The sequence below is a fragment of the Variovorax sp. 10N420 genome, assembly GCF_056394705.1.
Genome location: NZ_JBFTIJ010000006.1, coordinates 416,802 through 433,654, shown reverse-complemented (window position 1 = coordinate 433,654; position 16,853 = coordinate 416,802). Strand labels below are relative to the sequence as shown.

The 16,853-nt window shown below is 65.2% G+C and carries 20 protein-coding genes; 14 read left to right on the top strand and 6 right to left on the bottom strand.

Annotation, left to right across the window (positions count from 1 at the left end; translation table 11 throughout):
- Nucleotides 1-153 precede the first annotated feature (153 nt).
- From egtB to AC1DEK_RS18425, 4 genes are read left to right on the top strand one after another with little or no spacing between them, the layout of a single operon-like run.
- A complete protein-coding gene (egtB, locus tag AC1DEK_RS18440; RefSeq protein ID WP_478126711.1) occupies nucleotides 154-1,422 on the top strand; it encodes an ergothioneine biosynthesis protein EgtB in 1,269 nt (422 codons plus the stop codon).
- Complete coding sequence (gene egtD, locus AC1DEK_RS18435) at nucleotides 1,422-2,402, top strand: L-histidine N(alpha)-methyltransferase (RefSeq protein ID WP_478126710.1); 981 nt, start codon at nucleotides 1,422-1,424, stop codon at nucleotides 2,400-2,402. The genes egtB and egtD overlap by 1 nt, the downstream gene beginning before the upstream one ends.
- A 58-nt stretch (nucleotides 2,403-2,460) precedes the next feature.
- The gene (locus AC1DEK_RS18430; RefSeq protein WP_478126709.1) at nucleotides 2,461-2,922 is read left to right on the top strand and encodes a helix-turn-helix domain-containing protein; all 462 of its coding nucleotides are present in this window, start codon (nucleotides 2,461-2,463) and stop codon (nucleotides 2,920-2,922) included.
- An 11-nt stretch (nucleotides 2,923-2,933) separates the two neighbouring features.
- Nucleotides 2,934-3,341: a VOC family protein gene (locus AC1DEK_RS18425; RefSeq protein WP_478126708.1), complete on the top strand. Its 408-nt coding sequence runs from the start codon at nucleotides 2,934-2,936 to the stop codon at nucleotides 3,339-3,341.
- Nucleotides 3,342-3,367: 26 nt separating this feature from the next.
- On the opposite strand, the gene AC1DEK_RS18420 is transcribed toward AC1DEK_RS18425, so the two are convergent.
- Nucleotides 3,368-4,162 (bottom strand): DUF899 domain-containing protein, encoded by a 795-nt coding sequence (locus tag AC1DEK_RS18420; protein WP_478126707.1) that lies wholly within the window; start codon nucleotides 4,160-4,162, stop codon nucleotides 3,368-3,370.
- 209 nt (nucleotides 4,163-4,371) lie between these two features.
- On the opposite strand from AC1DEK_RS18420, the gene AC1DEK_RS18415 reads away from it, so the two are divergent.
- The 6 genes from AC1DEK_RS18415 to AC1DEK_RS18390 all read left to right on the top strand — a co-directional run bounded on the left by AC1DEK_RS18415 (nucleotide 4,372) and on the right by AC1DEK_RS18390 (nucleotide 7,647).
- Nucleotides 4,372-4,536 carry a hypothetical protein gene (locus AC1DEK_RS18415; protein ID WP_478126763.1) on the top strand — a complete coding sequence of 55 codons (165 nt, stop codon included), beginning with the start codon at nucleotides 4,372-4,374 and terminating at the stop codon, nucleotides 4,534-4,536.
- A 65-nt stretch (nucleotides 4,537-4,601) separates the two neighbouring features.
- Nucleotides 4,602-5,384 carry a CheR family methyltransferase gene (locus tag AC1DEK_RS18410; protein ID WP_478126760.1) on the top strand — a complete coding sequence of 261 codons (783 nt, stop codon included), beginning with the start codon at nucleotides 4,602-4,604 and terminating at the stop codon, nucleotides 5,382-5,384.
- A 4-nt stretch (nucleotides 5,385-5,388) separates the two neighbouring features.
- Nucleotides 5,389-6,006 carry a chemotaxis protein CheB gene (locus tag AC1DEK_RS18405; protein ID WP_478126706.1) on the top strand — a complete coding sequence of 206 codons (618 nt, stop codon included), beginning with the start codon at nucleotides 5,389-5,391 and terminating at the stop codon, nucleotides 6,004-6,006.
- A 69-nt stretch (nucleotides 6,007-6,075) separates the two neighbouring features.
- Complete coding sequence (locus AC1DEK_RS18400; RefSeq protein ID WP_478101006.1) at nucleotides 6,076-6,357, top strand: DUF427 domain-containing protein; 282 nt, start codon at nucleotides 6,076-6,078, stop codon at nucleotides 6,355-6,357.
- On the top strand, nucleotides 6,354-7,094 hold the full coding sequence (locus AC1DEK_RS18395; protein WP_478126705.1) for a 2OG-Fe dioxygenase family protein: 741 nt from the start codon (nucleotides 6,354-6,356) through the stop codon (nucleotides 7,092-7,094). The genes AC1DEK_RS18400 and AC1DEK_RS18395 overlap by 4 nt, the downstream gene beginning before the upstream one ends.
- A gap of 109 nt (nucleotides 7,095-7,203) precedes the next feature.
- Nucleotides 7,204-7,647, top strand: coding sequence for a universal stress protein (locus AC1DEK_RS18390; RefSeq protein ID WP_478126704.1), 444 nt, complete (start codon nucleotides 7,204-7,206; stop codon nucleotides 7,645-7,647).
- A 7-nt stretch (nucleotides 7,648-7,654) separates the two neighbouring features.
- Here the strand turns inward: AC1DEK_RS18390 and AC1DEK_RS18385 are convergent, their stop codons facing one another.
- Entirely contained in the window at nucleotides 7,655-8,305 is a 651-nt protein-coding gene (locus AC1DEK_RS18385) for an RluA family pseudouridine synthase (RefSeq protein WP_478126703.1), read from the bottom strand.
- 143 nt (nucleotides 8,306-8,448) lie between these two features.
- Here AC1DEK_RS18385 and AC1DEK_RS18380 point away from each other — a divergent pair, with 143 nt between their 5' ends.
- Nucleotides 8,449-9,630: an MFS transporter gene (locus AC1DEK_RS18380; protein ID WP_478126702.1), complete on the top strand. Its 1,182-nt coding sequence runs from the start codon at nucleotides 8,449-8,451 to the stop codon at nucleotides 9,628-9,630.
- Here AC1DEK_RS18380 and AC1DEK_RS18375 read toward each other — a convergent pair.
- Genes AC1DEK_RS18375 through AC1DEK_RS18365 form a run of 3 tightly spaced genes read right to left on the bottom strand, consistent with a single transcriptional unit; the run spans nucleotide 9,619 to nucleotide 10,324 of the window.
- Entirely contained in the window at nucleotides 9,619-9,900 is a 282-nt protein-coding gene (locus tag AC1DEK_RS18375; RefSeq protein WP_478126759.1) for a 2Fe-2S iron-sulfur cluster-binding protein, read from the bottom strand. The genes AC1DEK_RS18380 and AC1DEK_RS18375 overlap by 12 nt on opposite strands.
- Entirely contained in the window at nucleotides 9,900-10,178 is a 279-nt protein-coding gene (locus AC1DEK_RS18370) for a VF530 family protein (protein ID WP_478126701.1), read from the bottom strand. Before AC1DEK_RS18370 ends, AC1DEK_RS18375 begins: the two co-directional genes overlap by 1 nt.
- Nucleotides 10,178-10,324, bottom strand: a complete 147-nt coding sequence (locus tag AC1DEK_RS18365) for a hypothetical protein (RefSeq protein ID WP_478126700.1) — start codon at nucleotides 10,322-10,324, stop codon at nucleotides 10,178-10,180. The genes AC1DEK_RS18370 and AC1DEK_RS18365 overlap by 1 nt, the downstream gene beginning before the upstream one ends.
- 86 nt (nucleotides 10,325-10,410) lie before the next feature.
- Between AC1DEK_RS18365 and AC1DEK_RS18360 the strand changes: the two genes are divergently transcribed.
- Both AC1DEK_RS18360 and AC1DEK_RS18355 read left to right on the top strand, forming a co-directional pair.
- Nucleotides 10,411-10,926, top strand: a complete 516-nt coding sequence (locus tag AC1DEK_RS18360) for an N-acetyltransferase family protein (protein WP_478126699.1) — start codon at nucleotides 10,411-10,413, stop codon at nucleotides 10,924-10,926.
- Nucleotides 10,927-10,941: 15 nt separating this feature from the next.
- Nucleotides 10,942-11,847, top strand: a complete 906-nt coding sequence (locus tag AC1DEK_RS18355) for a DUF808 domain-containing protein (RefSeq protein WP_478126698.1) — start codon at nucleotides 10,942-10,944, stop codon at nucleotides 11,845-11,847.
- A 3-nt stretch (nucleotides 11,848-11,850) separates the two neighbouring features.
- Here the strand turns inward: AC1DEK_RS18355 and AC1DEK_RS18350 are convergent, their stop codons facing one another.
- The gene (locus AC1DEK_RS18350; protein WP_478126697.1) at nucleotides 11,851-12,069 is read right to left on the bottom strand and encodes a hypothetical protein; all 219 of its coding nucleotides are present in this window, start codon (nucleotides 12,067-12,069) and stop codon (nucleotides 11,851-11,853) included.
- Nucleotides 12,070-12,300: 231 nt separating this feature from the next.
- Between AC1DEK_RS18350 and AC1DEK_RS18345 the strand changes: the two genes are divergently transcribed.
- A complete protein-coding gene (locus AC1DEK_RS18345; protein WP_478126696.1) occupies nucleotides 12,301-16,800 on the top strand; it encodes an autotransporter outer membrane beta-barrel domain-containing protein in 4,500 nt (1,499 codons plus the stop codon).
- Nucleotides 16,801-16,853: the final 53 nt, after the last annotated feature.

Here is a 16,853-nt window from a genome sequence, read left to right as displayed (position 1 = left end):
CGGGGTCATGCAAGCGTTCCCGACTTGTGCGACATTGGCACGTTTCGCTGTGCCCTGGTCATGGTTCGCCTGCAGCTTTGAGCGAGCCCTTGTCCTACGGCGCATTCCTCCGTGCGTGGGCTAAAACCCGTCAAGACGAATCTTGGAGACTCCATGAACCTGATCCGGCCGGCCGCGCCCGCGGCGGACGAACTGCGCGAGCGTTTCCAGTCGGTGCGTGCCCACAGCCTCTCGCTGGCGGCGCCACTTTCGGCCGAAGACCAGTGCATCCAGTCGATGCCCGATGCCAGCCCCACCAAATGGCATCTCGCGCACACCACCTGGTTCTTCGAGACCGTGTTGCTCCAGGCACACGCGAGTGGTTACCGCGTGTTCGATCCGCGGTTTCAGTACCTCTTCAATTCCTACTATGAAGCCTTGGGGCCGCGCCATCCGCGTCCGCAGCGCGGCTTGCTGACGCGCCCGTCGCTCGAGGAGGTGCGTGCCTATCGCCGCCATGTGGACGAGGCGGTGTGTGCGCTGCTCGGCAGCGCGAGCGACACGGACTGGCATGCGATCGAGAGCATCGTCACGCTGGGGCTTCATCATGAGCAGCAGCATCAGGAACTCATCGTCACTGACATCCTGCATGCGCTGTCGTGCAATCCCTTGTTGCCGGCCTATCGTCCAGCGCCGGGTCCTTCGTTGCGCCTGGCTTCGGTCGCACGGCCGATGCAATGGTTGTCCATGCCCGGCGGCCTGGTCGAGGTGGGTCACGACGGACCAGGCTTCGCCTTCGACAACGAGACCCCGCGCCACGCCGCGATTCTGCGGCCCCATGCCATTGCCGACCGCCTCGTGAACTGCAGCGATTACGCGCAGTTCATCGCCGATGGTGGCTACGAGCGGCCCGAACTGTGGCTCTCGGACGGCTGGGCGACGGTCCAGGCGCAGGGATGGCGTTGCCCGGCGTACTGGATCGCTGCCGGTGATCAGAGGCTGATGCACCAGGGCCCCAACCAGGGCTCGAACGGAGGCACCTCGGCCTGGCAGATCTTCGGCCTGCACGGCGTCCGGCCGCTGGAGCCGGAGGCGCCTGTCGCGCAGTTGAGCTTCTATGAAGCCGCCGCCTATGCAGAGTGGGCGGGCGCGAGGCTACCGACCGAATTCGAATGGGAAGCGGCGTACGACGCTCCGGGCATCTCCCAGATGACCGGGCACGTCTGGCAGTGGACACGTTCTTCCTACGATCCTTATCCTGGCTTTCGGCCGCTCGCGGGCATCGCGGCGGAATACAACGGGAAGTTCATGGTGGGCCAACTCGTGTTGCGAGGCAGCAGCATTGCCACGCCGCCAGGGCACGCACGGGCCAGCTATCGCAACTTCTTTCCGCCGGCGGCACGCTGGCAGTTCTCGGGGCTGCGGCTCGCGAAAGACCTCTGATGGGCACTCCAGCATTCAATCTCCATGCATTCCGTGCGGCACAACGGGCTGCGCCACTGTCCGACTTCGCCCGCGAGATGCACGCCGGCCTGAGTCTCGATGCGCGCAGTATTTCGCCGAAGTTCTTCTACGACGTCGCGGGTTCGGCGCTGTTCGATCGCATCTGCGAACTGCCCGAGTACTACCCGACACGCACGGAGGTCCGCATCCTGACCGAATGCGCGCCGGAGATCGCCGCGCAGATCGGACCCAATGCCGAGATCGTGGAATTCGGTGCGGGCTCCCTCACCAAGGTGCGGCTGTTGCTCGACGCGCTCGAAGCGCCCAAGCGCTATGTGCCCATCGACATCTCGGGGGAACACCTCGAAGCCGCGGCCGAACGTCTGCGCAAGGACTATCCGCACCTTGCGGTGCAGCCGATGGTGGCCGACTACACGATGCCATTGGTGCTGCCTTCGCGCGAGAAGGGCCTGGGGCAGCGCGTCGGGTTCTTTCCCGGTTCCACGCTGGGCAACTTCAGCCCTGACGAAGCTCTGGCCTTTCTGCAGCTTGCGCGGCGGCTGCTTCGTGGTGGCGGGCTGTTGCTGGGGGTCGATCTCGTGAAGGATCCGGCGCTGCTGCACGCGGCCTACAACGATGCGCAAGGCGTGACGGCGGCCTTCAACCTCAACCTGCTGCGGCGCGCCAACGCCGAGCTCGACATGGATTTCGATCTCGACGGCTTCACGCATGGCGCCTTCTACAACTCGCCGCTTCGGCGCATCGAGATGCATCTCGTGAGCCGCCGCGCCCAGACGGTGAAGCTGGACGGCCATTCTTTCAGCTTCGAGGAAGGCGAGACGATCCACACCGAGAACTCGCACAAGTTCACCATCGATGGACTGCGCGCCCTGGCCGTGAAAGCGGGCTTCAGTCCGGCGGCAGTCTGGACGGATCCGGAGCACCTGTTCAGCGTGCATTGGCTCCAGGCGAAGGATTGATCATCGGGGGAGGGGGCGCCGTATCATTTGCCCGCCATGAACTTCCGGTGAGCCAAGGTTGACGCAGGACCCCAAGCTGTTGCGCCGTCTGCTGCGCGCCAAGGATCGCATGGACGCCGCCTCGCACGAGGACTGGCCTGTTCGGCGGCTGGCGGAAGTAAGCGGCGTCTCCGAAGCGCACTTCGCACGATCCTTCAAGCTAGCCTTCGGCCTCCCGCCGCATCGCTATCTGCTCACGCGGCGCATTGAGCGAGCGACGACATTGCTGCGCGACACCGAACTGTCAGTGACCGAGATCGCTTTTCACACCGGCTGGGGCAGCCTCGGCACGTTCGGCCGCATCTTTCGCGACATCACCGGCGAAAGCCCCGGCGAGATCCGGACGCGGAGAAGGGCCGCCGCGCAAGAACTCGGCCGCGTGCCCGCGTGCATCCTCAGCGCGGCGCATCGGCCCGATCTCACGATGGCAGTTTTGGAGAAGCGCCGCCGCATCGCGGCCGATATAAACGGGTCTCGATAAAAGGAGATCCCATGAGTCAAGGTGTTGAAGTTGCTGGTTTGTACGTGCGCGATCAGGATGAGGCGCTCACGTTCTATGTCGAGAAGCTCGGATTCAAGGTCCATACGGACGTGAAGAACGGCGACTATCGCTGGCTCACGATCCAGCATCCGGACCAGCCGACGTTCCAGCTCGGCCTGTTCAAGCCCGGCCCGCCGATGCTGGACGCCGCCACCGCGCAAGCACTGAGCGCGATCGTTGCGAAAGGTGCGATGCCGCCACTGGTGCTGGTCGTGAACGACTGCCGCGCGGCGTATGACCAGATGAGTGCGCGGGGCGTGGAGTTCACCCAGGAGCCGGTCGAGCGCTATGGCTCCATCGACGCCGGCTTCCGCGATCCGTCGGGCAACGGCTGGAAGATGATCCAGGCGCGCCGCTGAAGCCTTGCCGAACCCCTGTCGACAGCCTACGCCTTCGACTTCGCCGCTTCCGCCCGGAATGCCGCTTCACCAGCGTCCGACACCTCGACCCACCTCTTGTCGGGCGCCGCCTCTTCGGCGTAGTTGTCGTGCCAGTTCCACCACTTGTAGGTCGGCGTCTGCGGATAGCCCTCGGGTGAGTCTTCCCAGACTTCCTGCCGGCCCAGAGGCGTGATGTCCAGGTAGTTCCAAGTACCGCCCATCTGCTCGTCGCCGCGGTTGTTGACGAAGTAGGTCCTGAATGCGCGATCGCCATCACGGTAGAACACGTTGGTGCCATGCCATTGGTCGACGTCGAAATCGGCGTCGAAGTCGTCGGTGATGGTGTACCAAGGCATCTTCCAATCCATGCGCTCCTTCAGCCTCGCGATGTCCGCCTGGGGAGCGCGCGAGACGAAGACGAGGGTGGTGTCGCGGGCGTTCAGGTGGGCGACGTGGGCCACTTGGTCGGCCACCATCGAGCAGCCGCGGCAGGCGTGTTCAGGCCAACCGAAGACGCCTGGTTCATAGAAGGCGCGATAGACGATCAATTGACGCCGCCCGTCGAACAGGTCGAGCAGGCTCACCTTGCCCTGCGGCCCTTCGAACGCATACGACGTCTTCACCTCCATCCACGGCATTCGCCGGCGCTCGGCGGCCAAGGCGTCGCGTGCGCGGCTTTGGGCCTTTTCCTTGACCAGCATTTCAGCGTGGGCCGCTTTCCATGCCTGCGCCGATACGACCGGCGGCGTTTGCATGGCCGGCGCTCCGGGCTTGCCTTGGTTCTCGATGGGTGCACTCATGGCGAATCTCCTGATGTTTGCATACGGAAAGTCAAAGTCTGGCAGCGAACATCGAAGGCGGGGAGTAACAAGTGTGGCGGTATTCGGTTGCCGGACCGCTGGCTTCGGGTGCTGGGCGCACGCACCGGCGAGGCGCAGTCCGACATGAATTCGGGCGGGGTTGTGCATCGTCGAAGGGTTTTGCCCTTTTGCGCTCGAACCCAGCACTCATGAAGCCACAGGCAACGATCGACACCGAGGATTTCCAGCGCCTGCTCAATCGCAACCTGAAATTGCCCCTCGTCCGCGGGGTGGTCGGCGCCGCAAAGCCAGTGGACCTCGATCGGCTGTTCTCTCTCCTGCGCGTGTGGATGCCGAAGATGGAGCGCCTGTGACAGCCGGCAAACCTTCCGCCCCACTGCGTCCGCCCTCGCACGTCGACATCGAGGTGCGGCTGCTGATGGAGGCCATCTATCTCAAGTACAGCTACGACTTTCGCAACTACACCGGCGCATCGCAGAAGCGGCGAGTGCTCTATGCGCTGGACCAGCTCAAGATGTCGAGCATCTCCGCGCTGCAGGACAAGGTGCTGCGCGAACCGGCCACCTTTGCGCTGCTGCTGCAGTTCCTGACGATTCCGGTGAGCGAGATGTTCCGCGACCCGGCCTACTTTCTCGCCTTGCGCCGGCAGGTCGTTCCGCACCTGCTCACCTATCCCTCGCTGAAGATTTGGGTCGCTGGTTGCAGCACCGGCGAAGAGGTGTTTTCACTCGCCATCCTGCTGCGGGAGGAAGGGCTCCTGGAGCGCACGCTGATCTATGCGACGGACATCAACCCGGCGTCGCTGGAGAAGGCGCGCAAGGGGATCTTCCCGATCGATTCGATCAAGGGCTACACGGCCAACTACCAGCGCGCCGGCGGCCGGCGCTCCTTTTCGGATTACTACACCGCCGCCTATGAGGCGGGTCGCTTCGATCCTTCGCTGTGCGCGGGTGTGATTTTTGCCGACCACAGCCTGTCGACCGACAGCGTCTTCGCGCAGACGCATCTGGTGTCGTGCCGCAACGTACTCATCTACTTCAATCGGGAGTTGCAGGACCGCGCCCTCGGGCTGTTCCACGAGTCGCTTTGCCATCGCGGCTTTCTCGGACTCGGCGCCAAGGAGAGCATCGATTTCTCAGGCTATGCGGGCGCATTCGAAGTCCTGTCCCGCAGCGAGCGCATCTACAGGAAGGGCACATGACCCCATGACAAGTACGCCGGGCGATTCATCGGTCGAGCACGAGGGACGGGACCTGCGCGCCGTGGTCATCGGCGCCTCGTCGGGCGGCGTGGATGCGTTGTTGACGCTGCTGTCGGACCTTCCGTCCGGCTGGCGGCTCCCGATCGTCGTGGTCATCCATCTTCCGGACCCACACGACAGCAGGCTGGCGGAGGTGTTCGCCCAGCGCCTTTCGATCGAGGTCCGAGAGGCGGAGGACAAGTTGCCCATCGAGGAGGGTGCGCTCTATTTCGCGCCTTCGGGCTATCACCTGTCGATCGAGTCCGACCTCTGCTTCTCTCTGAGCTGCGAGCCGCCGGTGTTGTTCTCGCGCCCCGCGATCGACGTCCTGATGAGCTCCGCCGCGGACGCCTACGGCCCTGCGCTCGTCGGCATTCTGCTGACGGGTGCGAACGAAGACGGCGCCGCCGGGCTGCTGCAGATTCACGAGGCCGGTGGCCTGACGATCGTCCAGGACCCGGACGAAGCCCTTGCACCGATGATGCCGCTCTCGGCGCTCGCGCTTCATGTGCCCGACCACGTCTTGCCCCTGCGCGAGATTCGCGCGCTCCTGATGCAGCTGGATTCCCGCCATCCACATTGAATGTGCTACTTTCGTGGATGTAAATCGAAATAGCGATCGGCGCAACCTGGCGCCTTGGAGTCATATGAAATGAAAGCAACCTGGAACGGCGTCACCATCGCCGAGAGCGACGACACAGTGCTCGTCGAAGGTAATCACTATTTCCCCATGGAATCGCTCAACCGCGACCATGTCACGTTCAGCAACCACAAGACCACCTGCGCCTGGAAGGGCACCGCAAGCTATTACTCGCTGCTGGTCAACGGCGAACTCAACACCGACGCCGCCTGGTACTACGCCGATCCCAAGCCGGAAGCCGAAATGGTCAAGGACCGCGTCGCCTTCTGGAAGGGCGTGAAGGTGACGGAGTGAACGCGGCCTTCAGTCCGCCATTCACACCGCCCGATCGCCTCGTCTCCACACTGCGCCAGGACGGCTATGCCGTGCTGAGCCCGCAAGGCGTCGCCGAATGGCTGGACGCACCGTTGGCCGAGCTCGACGCGCTGCACGGCGACTGGTTCCAACTGCCGCCCGACGACTACCTCAAGGACGGCGGCCGCTATCGCACCCGGCGGCACGCCTGCTTCACCGTCGACGGCGCAGCGCTCGCGCAGGTGCCGCATCGCGCGCACTGGCAGCCGGTCGAATACAACGCGCTGCATGGCGGCATGCAGCGGTGGTTCGCGCCGATGGAAGAAAAAACCGTGGCGCAGCCGGTATGGCGACGCATGATGCTTGCGCTGGGCGACGTCGCCGGCGGCCTGCGCGGGATGCAGCCCTGGTTTGTCGAGGCACACCAGTTTCGCATCGACACGGCAGACGGCATCGGTCGGCCGACGCCCGAGGGCGCACACCGGGACGGCGTCGACGTGGTGGCGGTGGCGCTGGTCGGCCGGCACAACATCAAGGGCGGCGAAACCCGCGTCTTCGAGGCCACGGGCCGGCGTGGCGAACGCTTCACGATGACGGAACCCTGGACCTTGCTGCTGCTGGACGACGCGCGCGTCATCCACGAATCGACGCCGATCCAGCCCCTGGTGGAAGGCGAGCCGGGCTGGCGCGACACCCTGGTCGTGACTTGCCGGGCGGGCAGTTTCCAAGGGGAATAGCGCTGCGCCAAGCACCATAGAAAGTCCTACATGCGCAGTGCATGGTTGGATGTAAATTCGGGGCCCGGTGCGCCCGCACATCCCGTTCTGTGTATGAAAGAGGTCTCGCATGTTCAATCACATCCTCGTGCCCATCGACGGCTCCGAAACGTCGATGCTGGCCGTCAGCAAGGCCAGCGGGCTGGCTCTTGCCTTCGGCAGTCGGATCACGCTCATTCATGTGGTGGACAACTACCCCTTCATCGGGGTTGGCGCTGATTACGCGCTCGGCCAGAACGAATACCTCGCAGCCGCGACGAGCAGCGCCAATGCCGCGCTGGCACGCGGTGTGGCGGCGCTGGCCGCCGAAGGCCTGCACAGCGATCAGCGTGTGATCGACGGCCACGTGGTCCACGAAGGCATCGTCGACACCGCCATAGCGATCGGCGCCGACCTGATCGTGATGGGTTCGCATGGCCGAACCGGCATCGAGAAGCTGCTGCTCGGCAGCGTGACGCAGCGCGTGCTGCAAGACGCCAAGGTACCCGTGCTCGTCGTGAAGGGCGAACTCTGAGGCCGCTTTAGAAGGGGAAGGGCGGCGGGCTTTCGAATCGGCACAGTCGCCGTTCAACCGGGTGCACGAATTCGAGCGCCGTGGCGTGCAGCAACAATCTCGGCGCGCGTTGGCGGACATCCTCGTCGCCATACAGTGCATCGCCGAGGATGGGGTGGCCGATCGACAGAAGATGCACCCGCAGTTGATGGCTTCTCCCGGTGAGCGGTTCCAGCCACAAATGACTTGAATGGCGATCGGGCAGCTGCCGCTTGACGCGCCAGCGTGTCTGGCTCGGCTTTCCGGCCGCGTCGACTTTCTGCAGCGGTCTGCGCGGCCAGTCGGCCATCAGCGGAGCGTCGATCAAAGACCATTCATCGCTGACAGGCAGCAGGCCGTCGACGATCGCCTCATAGCGCTTCCCGATCTGCCTTGCCGCGAATGCATCTCCCAGCGCGCGCTGCACCTCCAGGCTGCGGGCCATCAGCACCAGGCCGCTGGTTGCCATGTCCAGGCGATGCACGACGAGCGCATCGGGCCAGCGCGATGTGGCGCGCGCGCTCAGGCAATCCTGCTTGTCATCGCCGCGGCCGGGCACGCAGAGCAGGCCCGCGGGTTTGTCGAAGACCAGCAGATGCGCGTCTTCGTGGATCAGGTGCAGGTGAGTCTCGGTCGTCATGGTTGCGGTGGGCCAAGTCTAGAAGACCGGCCTCGGCTATCCTCGCGGCGATGTCCGTTCGCGCTCCCGTTCCCGCCCCTGCTCCTGCAGCTTCCTCCTCCCGATCTTCGAGTTTTTCCGACCTGACGCGCGAGCGGGCCTTCATGCAGTTCTGGCTGGGGCGGCTGTTCGGCACCGCCGCGAGCCAGATGCTGATGGTCGCCATCGGCTGGCACATGTACGACATCACGCACAGCGCCTGGGATCTCGGACTGGTCGGGCTCTATCAGTTCGTGCCGGCCTTGTTGCTGGCGCTGGTCGCGGGGCACGTGGTGGACAACCATCATCGCGGGCGCATCGTCGCCGCCTGTTTCGCGGTGCAAGGGGCGGTTGCGCTCGTGCTGCTGCTGGCGGTGCACGGCGCACACGATTCGCGCGCGCTGCTGCTGGGGTTGTCGCTGGTGCTCGGCGCCGTCCGTGCCTTTCAGATGCCCGCGCAGCAGGCGCTGACGCCGTTGCTCGTGCCGCCGATGATGCTGCCGCGCGCCATGGCCTTCAGTTCGGCAGGCATGCAGGGCGCCATCATCGGCGGGCCCGCCTTGGGCGGGCTCCTTTTCGTCGCGGGCATGGGCGTGGTGTACGGCACCGCCGTCGCCTTTTTTGCCATGGCTTCGGCGCTGGTGCTGCGTCTGAAGTACGTCTACGCGCTGCCGCCGCGCGAGCCCGTGACGCTCAAGACGGTGCTGGCCGGTGTCGATTTCATCTGGAACCGCAAGCCAGTGCTGGGCGCGGTTTCGCTCGATCTTTTCGCCGTGCTGCTGGGCGGTGCCGTCGCGCTGCTGCCGATCTACGCCAAGGAGATTCTGCATACGGGGCCGTGGGGTCTCGGATTGTTGCGTGGCGCCCCGGCGGTCGGCGCGCTGTTCATGTCGATCATGCTCACCCGCCGGCCGGTGGAGCGCCGCGTCGGCCGCACGCTGCTACTCGCGGTGGCGATGTTCGGCGTATGCATGGTCGTCTTCGGCATTTCGCGCAGCTTCGTCGTGTCGATGATTGCGTTGGCGGTTTCGGGCGGCGCGGACATGGTGAATGTCGTGATCCGGCAGACGCTGGTTCAGCTCGAAACGCCCGATGCGATGCGCGGCCGGGTGAGCGCCGTCAATTCGATCTTCATCGGCGCGAGCAATCAGTTGGGTGAATTCGAATCCGGCGCCACGGCGGCGCTGCTGGGGCCGGTGGGCTCGGTCGTGGCGGGCGGCATCGGCACCGTGCTGGTGGCCGCCGCATGGTTCAGGCTTTTTCCCTCGCTCGCACGGAGGGACCGGCTCGTCAAGCTAGAAGGCTGAGAAAGCGCCGGGCACGTCGAGCGTGACGTCGCCCAGCGGCTCCGCAACGCAAGGCAGGATCCAGCCCTCGGCCTTTTCTTCGGAACTCACGCCGGGCCATTCGATGCGATAGCGGATCTCGCCCGCCACCAGCTTGCAGATGCAGGTGCGGCAGGTGCCGTTGCGGCATGAACTGGGCAGCTCGACGCCGGCGGCATCGGCGGATTGAAGGAGCGTGCGGTCCGGTTCGGTCTCGAAGCTGAATCCGCCCGGTTGCACCAGGGCCTTCATCACGGCGGGGAATCGGAAGATTGCTGTCGCCGCTGGTCGCGCAGCATGAAGAGATAGAGGCTTTCGACCTTCTCGCGCGCCCAGGGCGTCTTGCGAAGGAACTTGAGGCTGGACGACACGCTCGGGTCGCTCGTGAAGCAGCGCAACGGGATGCGCTCGCCCAGCCCCTGCCAACCGTAGTGCGCCTGGAGCGCGGTGACGATCGCTTCCAGCGTGAGGCCGTGCAGCGGATTGCGGGCCTGCTTCTGCGCTGCCGGGGGCTGCGCGCCGTCGTTCATTACTTGTTCTTGAGCTTGCCGCGCGGAATGACTGCGGTCGTGACGGTGCGTACCGGCTCGATGCCTGCGCCCGGCGGCTTCGGCGGCGAGGTGTCCTTCTTGGGTTTCTTGGTTTCCTTGTTGGTGCGCTGTTGACCTTTGGCCATGAATATCTCTCCGGATGATGCGAATGTGCGGATGAGTTTATAGCGCAGCGACAATAGGCCTTTCTACCGTTTCGCTTCCTGCATTCATGTCCGATTACGAAGTTCGCCCCGCCACCCTGCGCGACGCCAAGGCCGTCGCTGAAATCCACGCCGCCGCCGCCAGGGCCGCGTACGAGGGCATCCTCCCCGAAGACCAACTGAGCGCACTGGCGCCGGCCACGCGCGAAGCCAAATGGCGCGAGGCCATCGAATTCAGCGAACCGCAGGTGCAAGTGGCCGAACTGGACGGCGAGATCGTCGGTTTCGTCGGTTTCGACCGGTCGCGCGATCCCAAGACCCCATCGACCACCGGCGAGATCTGGGCGATCTACGTCAAGCCCGAGCACTGGGGCAAGGGCGTCGGCGTGGCGCTCTGGGACGCCGCGCGCGACGGCCTGGAGGAAGAAGGCTGCACCGTGGTCACCGTCTGGGTTCCGCTGCGAAACGACCGCGCCATGCGCTTCCATGAACTGGCCGGCTTCAAGCGCGAGATGAAGACAGCCAAGACGACCGCGATCGGCGGCGTCAAGATCGAGGAAATCCGCCTGAAGCGAAACGTCTGACGCGAGCGCGACCGGATGGCCACCAGTCTCTTGCTGCTGCTGGACGACATCGCGACGGTGCTCGATGACGTCTCGGTCCTCACCAAGGTGGCGGCCAAGAAGACCGCCGGCGTGCTGGGCGACGACCTGGCGCTGAACGCGCAGCAGGTGGCGGGCGTTCGGGCCAACCGCGAGCTGCCCGTCGTCTGGGCCGTATGCAAGGGGTCGTTCGTCAACAAGGCAATCCTCGTGCCCGCCGCGCTGCTGATCGGCACCTGGCTGCCCTGGCTGGTGACGCCGCTCCTGATGGTCGGCGGCGCTTTTCTGTGTTTCGAAGGCTTCGAGAAGCTGGCGCACAAATTCCTGCACAAGAAAGACAGCGCTGCCGAAACGGCGCGCCATGAAAGGCTGATCGCCGACGCGACGGTGGACATCGTCGCGGCCGAGAAGGCCAAGGTCAAAGGCGCGATCCGGACCGATTTCATTCTCTCCGCCGAGATCATCGCCATCACCTTGGGCACCGTGCAGGGCCAGCCCTTCGTGACGCAGCTGACGGTGCTGGCAGGCATTGCCATCGTCATGACCATCGGTGTCTATGGCCTGGTGGCGGGCATCGTCCGGCTCGACGACGCCGGGTTCTACCTGAGCAAGCGGCAAGATGCGGTCTCGCGCGTCTCGGGCCGTGCGCTTCTCGCCGCCGCGCCGTGGTTGATGAAGCTGCTGTCCGTCGCCGGCACCATCGCGATGTTTCTCGTGGGTGGCGGCATCCTCGTGCATGGTGTCCCGCCCCTGGCGCATGCCTTGGAGGCCTGGGCCGCCAACGCCGGCGCCATGGCGGGCGGCCTCGCGTCGATAGGCGCCAACGCCGGCATCGGCGTCATTGCCGGCGCCATCGTCCTCGCCGCGGTCGAAGGCGCGAAGAAGGCGCTCGGCAGGCACTGAGCCTCAGCGCTTCTTGCCTTTCGCGCGCTGGACGAGGTCCACGAACACCAGCGCAATCCCCAGCACCACGGCAAACCAGCCGACCACGTGGGCGCCGCCGACGGTGTCGCGCCACACCGGCGACTGAAGAAAGCTCGGGGCAATCAACACGGCCGCGCCGATGAGGATGCACATGACGCCGCGCTCGAGCATGCGCGGGGTTCGGGTGGGTCTGGAAGCCATGGGGCGAGTCTAAGGGGCGCGCATGCCCCATTTTTGTGCGCTATCTCACGGATGAGCGGCTACCGCCATGAGAAGAGTACGAAAAATTGTCACATTCCTGTTGCTTTTGGACATTCGCGCACCGGTTCTGTGATTTTCTTCCAATGTAAATGAATACCGAAGAATTACATTCGTAAGTATTCATTTCGCACTTTATGCGGATTTCACATTGGAAGAGGAAAGAGTCAGCCCATGAACCGTGTCTTCAGAGTCGTTTGGAACCATTCGCAACAAGTCTGGGCCGTTGCGTCTGAATTGGCCCACAGCGCCGGCAAATCGACCACCGCCATTGCCCCTGCTTCGAGCAATCCAGCCCTCAAGGTCGCCTTCGCATCGACGCTGCTAGCTTTGGCGGGTGCTGCGGCGGCAGACTGCGCCACCAGTGGAACAACGATCACCTGCGCACCGCCCGCGGTTCAGCAGACAACCATCGGAACCGGCCTGAGCACCCCCTCCGGCACGGTGGTGGACGTGCAGGCGAGCGCAGCGGTCAACACCGGCGGACAAACGGCCATCAGCATGGGCGACAACGCCGACATCCATATTCGAAGCGGAGCGACGGTCGTCAACAGTGCGCCTGGCAACACCAACGGGCACTACGGCACGGGCGCAAACACGATCGAGTTCCACGACGGCACGACGCTGACGATCGAGCAGGGAGCGCTCGTGCAGTCGAACGGACCGGCAGGCAATGCGGAAGCCGTCAACCCCATCGGCGTCGGCAACACGATCATCAACAACGGCACGATCAATTCGCAAGCCGGCGGTGCGGCGATCTGGTTCGAGTCATCGGGCGGCAGCAACACGGTCGTGAACGGCAAGACCGGCGTCATGCAGTACATGAACGGCACGACGGGCAACATCATGGGCTTCGGCGGCAACAGCGCCGTCGATTTCACCAACAAGGGCGAGGTGCGCGGCTCGCTGAATTTTGGCAATGGCAACGACACGCTGAACCTGTATGACGGCTCGACGGTCTCGGGCGCGATCAACGGCGGCGGTGGCAACAATCTGCTGACGCTGAACGGCACGGGCGCGGACACGCTGACGCACACGATTTCGGGCTTTCAGTCGCTGGTAAAGAACGACAGCGGCACGTGGACCCTCGGCAATCCGCTCCAGGGCTCGGGCGTCACCAGTACACGCGTCGCTGAAGGCACGCTGGTTTTGGGCGCCGATGCAAGCAACTACACCGGCAGCATGACGGTCGATGCGCCTGGCACGCTGGAGACGAAGGCGGAATTCGCGCCGTCCGCCATCACTGACAACGGACTGGTGCGGTTTGCGCAGCCGACGAATGCGACCTACGCGGGCGTGCTGTCAGGCACCGGCATGGTCGAGAAGACCGGTGGCGGGACTCTGACGCTTGCCTCGACCAGCAACAGCTATTCCGGCGGCACGACCATCTCCGGCGGTACCCTGCAGGTGAGCACCGATGCCAACCTGGGGGCGTCGACCGGCAGGCTGACCTTCAACGGCGGCACGCTCAAGCTGACCGACACCGTCAACTCCGCCCGGCCGATCACCATGGCCGCCGACGGCACCATCGACGTTGCAGGCACCGCCGGCAGCAAGATGAGCGGCAGCATCAGCGGCGCCGGGACTCTGTCGCTGATCAACAGCACGCCTTTCGACGGCCACGACAGCGTCACGCGCCTGACGCTCAGCAGCAGCGGCAACAGCGCATTCACCGGCTCGACCCGGCTCGGCTCGCTCACGAGCGCCGATGCGACCGCCGGCCGGATCAACGTGATGGTGACAGGCACCGGCACGCTGGGCACGAGCAACAACACTGTCGATATCTACAACAACAGCGAACTCGATTTCGACGGCGCCAATGCCAATGCGGGCAACCTGAACATCACGACGCACGTCAGCACGAACAACCTCGGAACAAACTCCGGCGTCACGTTCGCGAATGGCGCCAGCGCGGGTTCCGCCACGTTGACGAACAAGGCCGAAGGCAGCCTGATCCAGTTCCAGACCGGCACGACGGCAGCGAATTCGACGATCAACAACGGCAGCGGCGCGCGCGTGTACTTCGAAGGCAACAGCACGGGCGGCATTGCCACCATCAACAACGACATCGACGCGGCAGGCGGTCGTATCTACCTGCAAGACAACGCGGACCTGAGCGGCGCCAGGATCGCCAATGGCGCGGGCGGCCACGTCTTCATCAACAACGCCAACGCGCTCACCGGCATTTCCGTCGGCGAACTCTCGGGCGACGGCGACGTGGTGCTCGGCAGCAAGAAGCTGACGGTTGGCGCGCTGGGTACCAGCAGCGCGATCGGGGGTGTGATCTCCGACACCGGCCCTGGATTCCTCGATGTGAAGGGCGCGTCGTACAACAACCCGGTGACGGATACCGGCGGCTCGCTGGTCAAGACCGGCGCGGGCACGCTCACGCTGACAGGCGCCAACACCTACACGGGCGGCACGGCGATTTCGGGCGGCACGCTGCAACTGGGCAACGGCGGTACGACGGGCTCCATTCTTGGGGACGTGGTCAACAACGGCACCCTGGCCTTCAATCGATCGGACGCGGTGAGCTTCGCGGGCCTGATCTCCGGCACGGGCGCGGTATCGCATGTGGGCACCGGCACCACGACCCTGACCAGCGACAACACCTACACGAGCGGCACGACGATTTCGGCGGGCACGCTGCAACTGGGCAACGGCGGCACGACGGGCTCCATCGTCGGCGACGTCGCCAACAGCGGTACGCTGGCTTTCAATCGATCTGACGCGGTGAGTTTCGCTGGCCTGATCTCCGGCGCCGGCGCGGTTTCGCATGTGGGCACCGGCACCACGACGCTGACCAGCGACAACACCTACACGGGCGGCACGACGATTTCGGCCGGCACGCTGCAATTGGGCAACGGCGGAACAGCCGGCAGCGTGAAGGGCAACATCCTCGACAACGGCACGCTGGTTGTGAATCGCTCGGACACGCTGGATCTCTCGGGTGCCATCTCGGGCACCGGTGCGTTGCGGCAAGCGGGCACCGGCACCACGGTGCTCTCGGGCGCCAACAGCTACAGCGGCGCGACGACCGTGGCATCGGGCGCGCTCAAGGCCGGCGCGGCCAATGTGTTCAGCGGCGCGTCGGCACATACCGTGGCCTCCGGCGCCATGCTCGACACCGCAGGCTTCAACCAGAGCGTTGCATCGTTGAACAACAGCGGCACCGTGAGCCTGCTGGGCGCGGCACCCGGAAGCACGTTGACCGTGAACGGCGCCTACGTCGGCAACAACGCCGTGCTCAAACTCGGCACCGTCCTGGGCGGCAGCAGCAGCGTGAGCGATCGCCTGGTCTTGAACGGCCCCACCGCCAGTGCAAGCGGCCATACGACGATTCGCGTCACGAACCTCGGCGGGCTCGGCGCGCAGACGACGGGCAACGGCATCGAGCTGGTGAGTGCGCTCAACGGCGCGAAGACAACGGCGCAGACCACGCGCGACGCCTTCACGCTCGCCAACGGCCACGTCGACGCTGGCGCGTACGAATACCGCCTCTATGCGACCGATGCAAAGGGTGCCGGGGAGAACTGGTACCTGCGCTCGGAAACCACGCTCAAGCCGACGGACCCCTCCGTGCCGAACGAGCCGCCGGAAATCGGCAAGCCTCCGGCATCCGAGGTTCCGCAAGCGCCCCAAGCACCGCAAGCACCGCAAGCACCGCAAGCACCTCAGGTGCCGCAGTTGCCCCAGCTTCCGCCGGTGACCGTGCCGACCTACCGCGCCGAAGTCCCGCTCTTCGCCGCACTGCCGGCCCAATCGCGCCAGTCCGATCTGGCGATGCTGGGCAACCTGCATCGCCGCGTCGGCGACGAAAACGCGCCCGCGGCGGCTGACGCGAGCGGCGCTCGCCAGGCATGGGCCCGTGCCGTCTACACCGACCTCGACATTCGCCAGAACGGCGTCGCCGCCGCGCAGAGCGAAGGTCATGTGAGCGGGCTCCAGGCCGGAACCGACCTGCTGGCGAGCGGCAACTGGCGCGCCGGCCTCTATGTGGGCCAGCTGGACGGCAGCGCCGATGTGAGCGGCAATGCGCGCGGCACCTTCGGGCGTGTCGGCAGCAACGACCTGCAATCGCGCTATCTCGCCGGCTATGCGACGTGGATGGACGGCAGCGGCTTGTATGCCGACGCCGTGCTCCAGGGCGGCAGCCATCGCTACACCGTGCATCCGGACGGCAACCTGAGCGCTTCGGGCAAGGCCGACAGCACCACGGCGTCGATCGAGACCGGCAAGTCGTTCCCGCTCGCCGAAGGCTGGAGCATCGAGCCGCAAGCGCAGATCGCCTACCAGCACAGCCGATTCGACGACGCGCTGATCAGCGGCGCCGTCGTTCGACAGGACGCCGACAGCGGCTGGATCGGCCGGCTCGGCGTGCGCGTAAAGGGCGACATCGCGACGAGTGCCGGGCGCTTGCAGCCTTATGCGCGAGTGAACGTCTATCACGCAACGTCCGGCACGGACGTCGCCACCTTCATCGGGCCGGCAGCGAGCACGTCCATTGCCAGCGCGACCGGCTATACGTCGACCGAAGTCGCTGCCGGCGCGACGCTCGCGCTGACGCCTTCGACCACGCTCTATGGCGAAGTCGGCCAGCTCTACAGCACGAGCGGCGACGCCAAGGTGAAGTCGTCGATCCAGGGATCGGTGGGCCTGCGCTTGAGCTGGTAGTCGCTGGCATCGGTTCAAATACAGGCCCGGCTGCCGATTTACGGCAGCCGGGC